This is a genomic window from Streptomyces sp. NPDC059668 (genome assembly GCF_042734135.1).
Classification (GTDB): domain Bacteria; phylum Actinomycetota; class Actinomycetes; order Streptomycetales; family Streptomycetaceae; genus Streptomyces.
Window position 1 is genome coordinate 204,227 of the sequence record NZ_JBHWEL010000003.1, and the last position, 4,088, is coordinate 208,314.

The following is a 4,088-nucleotide window of genomic DNA, read 5'->3' on the forward strand; positions in this document are numbered from 1 at the left end:
GCCCCCCCCCGCCCGCCCCCCCGCACCACCCTCGCAAGCCGCCGGTCTGCCCCCCGGGCCTACGCCCACACCCCGCGCGGGCCGGCCGTCCGCAGTGCGGCACCTTTGAGGTGCCCGCCCGGCCCGTACCTCCCGGGGACGGGGACAGGCACCCCGGGCCGGTGCGCGCGGCCCGCACCACGTACCGTTCGGGCAGGTGGGAATGCGCTCACGGCGGTGGACGGCGGGACACCGGCCCGTCCGACACACGGCGCTCCGCACCCGGCGCACCACAGGGCACTGCCCCACCCGGCGCGCCCGCACCGCCCGCACCGCAGCCTCCCGGAAGGACGAGCCCCGTGCTCACGTCGTACGCAGCCCACTTCGACACGCCCGCCGGGTACCTCGACTTCGCACGGTTCGGTCCGCCCTCGCGGGACGCGGTGGCCGCCACCGGGCGGGCCATGGAGCAGTCCGCCCGCGCCGACCACACCACCGTGGACGGCCTGATGCGCGCGGAAGAGGTCGCACGGCAGACGGCCGGCCGACTCGCGGGCACCGACACCGAGCACACCGTGCTGCTCCCGAACGCGTCCACGGGCCTGTTCCACGCCGCGCTCGGCATCCGGGAGGGTGTGGTCCTCGCGCCGAGCACCGACTTCCCCGCCAACCACTATCCGTGGCGCCGCACCGCCGACCTGGGCCGGGCCATGCCGCGCTGGCTCACGCCGGCGCCCGGCGGCGGGGTCACCCCCGACCTCGTCCGCGCCGCGCTGACCGACGACGTCGTCGCGGTGTCCGTCAGCGCCGTGGACTTCCGTACCGGTTTCCGTGCCGACCTGGCGGCGCTGCGCGAGGCGATCGGACCGGACCGGCTGCTGATCGTGGACGCCATCCAGGCGTTCGGTGTGGCCGAGATGCCCTGGGACGCGGCCGACGTGGTGGTCGCGGGCGGTCAGAAATGGCTGCGCGCCGGATGGGCCACCGGCTTCGCCGCGCTCTCCGACCGCGCGCTGGAGTCCCTGGAACCGGTCCTCACGGGCTGGACGGGCGTCGAGGACGTCGGCCTCTTCGACGGAACGGAGCACCCGCCCGCCCCGGACGCGCGACGGTGGTCGATCACCAATCTCAGCCCGGTGACGGCCGCCGCGCTCGCGGCGGCGCTCGACCTCGTCGAGCGGCACGGCGTCGCGGCGATCGAGGCAGCGATCGCCGTACGGATCGAGGAACTCACCGAGGTCGTCGAGGAAGCCGGCGGCCGCATCCTCTCCCCCACCGACCCGGCACGGCGAGCGGGCGTCCTCTCCTTCACGATGCCCGGCCACGACCCCGCCGTCGTCGCGAAGTCGCTGCACGCCGAGGGTGTCACCCCGACGGTGCGCGCCGACTCGCTCAGACTCTCCCCGCACGCGTCGACGCCGCCGGAGGCGTCCCGACGCGTAGCCGCCGCGCTGTCGGCGCTGCGGACCTGAACCCCGACCGGCGGCGACAGCCTCCGGACCGTCCCTCGCACGGCCACGGCGGCCGTCCGCCACGCGGACCACATCGCGGCCCTGCCTGCCGACCGCCCGCACGGCGTACCCGTCGCGAACATGTGACGGGTGTCGTCGTGTCGTCGTGTCGTCGTGTCGTCGTGTCGTCGTGTCGTCGACGCCACGTGCCGCCGCCCCATCCGGTCGGGCGGCCGACCCCACGCCCCGGTGACCTGAACCTCCTGCGGTGCCCGGCGAGGACGAGGTGGCGCGGCCCCGCGAAGACCGCTCGACACGGACCCGTGTGTCCCGAGGGCCACCCGGGCTCGTCGGCAACCGCGGACGACCGCTTGCCGCGCCGAACCCGCCTTGGGAGCGGCCCGCCCGGACCCGCCGTCCGCGGCCCCGCCGTCCATCCCGGGCCCGCCCGACACCGACCGCACATCCCCGCCACCGTCAGCGTGGCGTCATGGGTACGCCGCTTCCCGTCAAGCATCCGTCAGTGACGGGACCCTGCCCAGGCCGGCGGGGCTTAGCTTCGTCCGAGCGTCCGGCCGATCCGGCCGGGCGACGCACGTCGCCTTCTCCGAGGAGCAGCACCATGTCTCCAGTCGAGTATTCCGAGGACCCCGAACCCTCCGAACGCTTCCCGGCCGGACTTCTCTTCGTTCCTGTCCGGCCGGGGTCCGCGGGCTGCACGACCCGCTTCTTCCGCACCCCCCTGGGCGGCCGTACGGCCGTCGGTTTCACCTCGGCCGCGAAGCTCACCGCCACGCTCGGCACCGGCCAGGCCTGTATCAGGCTCTCCGAACCCGCGCTCCGCGCCCTCGCCGCGCCGCTGGGTGTCACCGCGCTCGTCGTCGACCCGTCGTTCTCCGCCCCCGCGGCCGTCCCCGCCCCGGCCACGGTCCGCGAGCGCGAGAAGACCCGGCGCCGCCGGCAGCCCGGACACATCGGCGCCCTGCGGGTGACCGGCGCGACCGCCGTCGTCGCGTGCCTGAACCTGCTGATCGGCTGAGGAGACACCATGTCCATCCAGGACGCCCCGCTTCAGGACATGACCTCGCAGGCACCGCCCCGCGTCCATGGCACCACCGGCATCGCCGACCTCGACGCCAAGGGCGCCAAGAACCCCAAGGACGCCGAGGACGCCGAGGACGCCAGGGACGCCAGGGACGCCGACGGCCTGTCCGTGTGGCCCCGTTCCGCGCGCTCCGCCGCCGACGGCGACGTCCGTGTCGGCGGTGTCTCGCTCACGGAGACCGCCGACCTCTTCGGCACCCCCGTCTACGTACTCGACGAGCAGGAGGTCCGCGAACGCTGCCGCACCTACCGCACGGCGTTCCCCGAGGCCGACGTCGTCTACGCGGCCAAGGCCTTCCTGTCCCGTGCGATGGCGCGCTGGGTACGGGAGGAGGGCCTCGGCCTCGACGTCTGCTCCGCCGGGGAACTCGAACTCGCCGTGGCCACCGGGTTTCCGCCGGAGAAGATCGTGATGCACGGCAACGCCAAGAGTCCCGAGGACCTGCGCGCGGCACTCGGACTCGGCGTCGGCCGCATCGTCGTGGACAGCGCCTCCGAGATCGCCCGGCTGGCCGCGGTCATTCCCGCCGGCAGCCGGCACAAGGTCATGGTGCGGGTGGTGCCGGGCATCGCGGCAGGCGGGCACGCCAAGGTGCGCACCGGGACCGACGACCAGAAGTTCGGCCTGTCGATCACGGACGGGTCCGCGGAGCACGCCGTCACCCGGATACTCGACCAGCCGCAACTCGAACTCGTCGGCCTGCACTGCCACATCGGCTCGCAGATCGCCGCCGTGCAGCCGTATGTCACCGCCGTACGCCGGGTGGTGGATCTGATGGCCCGGATCCGCGACCAACACGGTGTCGCCCTTCCCCAGTTGGACATCGGCGGCGGTCACGCCATCGCCTACCGGCCCGGCGAGGAGAACCTGAACGTCGGCGTCCTGGCCGGCCGGGTCCGCGCCGAACTCGAGCACGGCTGCGCCCGCGCCGGGCTGCCGGTGCCCAGGCTCACCCTCGAACCCGGCCGGGCGATCGTCGGCCCCGCCGGAGTCGCGGTCTACCGGGTCCTCGCGGTCAAGCGCACCGGGGAACACACCTTCGTGGCCGTCGACGGCGGCATGAGCGACAACCCGAGGCCCGCGCTGTACGGGGTGCGGTACGCGCCCCGGCTCGTCGGCCGGCCGTCGGCGGTGCCACCCCGTCTCGTCACCGTCGTGGGCCGGCACTGCGAGGCGGGTGACGTCCTCGCGGAGGACGTGGCGCTGCCGGGCGACGTGCACCCCGGTGACCTCCTCGCCGTCCCCGCGGCCGGTGCGTACCACCTCTCCATGGCCTCCGGCTACAACCTGGTCGGCCGGCCCCCGGTGGTGGCCGTGTCCAAGGGTGTCGCCCGCGTCCTGGTGCGCCGCGAATCACTGGACGACATGAGCCGCCGGGACATCGGGCTGTAGTCCCCGCTCCGGTCCCGCTCCGCGGCCCCGCCCGGCGCGGGCGGACGGTGCCCGCCCCGGACCTCTTCGCCGAACGGGGGGGGGGGGGGGGGCACCCCACCCCCCAAAACAACCCCCCCCCCCCACGAGCACAGGACCGGAGACAGAGCGACAAACACGAG

3 protein-coding genes are annotated in these 4,088 nt (G+C 74.7%); all 3 read left to right on the forward strand.

All coding sequences use genetic code 11. The features are described from left to right. The first annotated feature begins 338 nt into the window (after nucleotides 1–338). The 3 genes from ACFV2J_RS04580 to lysA all read left to right on the forward strand — a co-directional run bounded on the left by ACFV2J_RS04580 (nucleotide 339) and on the right by lysA (nucleotide 3,927). Nucleotides 339–1,451 carry an aminotransferase class V-fold PLP-dependent enzyme gene (locus ACFV2J_RS04580; RefSeq protein ID WP_385437298.1) on the forward strand — a complete coding sequence of 371 codons (1,113 nt, stop codon included), beginning with the start codon at nucleotides 339–341 and terminating at the stop codon, nucleotides 1,449–1,451. A gap of 601 nt (nucleotides 1,452–2,052) precedes the next feature. Further along, nucleotides 2,053–2,469 (forward strand): SAV_915 family protein, encoded by a 417-nt coding sequence (locus ACFV2J_RS04585; RefSeq protein ID WP_385092773.1) that lies wholly within the window; start codon nucleotides 2,053–2,055, stop codon nucleotides 2,467–2,469. Between the two features lie 9 nt (nucleotides 2,470–2,478). Continuing rightward, nucleotides 2,479–3,927: a diaminopimelate decarboxylase gene (gene lysA, locus ACFV2J_RS04590; RefSeq protein WP_385092775.1), complete on the forward strand. Its 1,449-nt coding sequence runs from the start codon at nucleotides 2,479–2,481 to the stop codon at nucleotides 3,925–3,927. Nucleotides 3,928–4,088 lie beyond the last annotated feature (161 nt).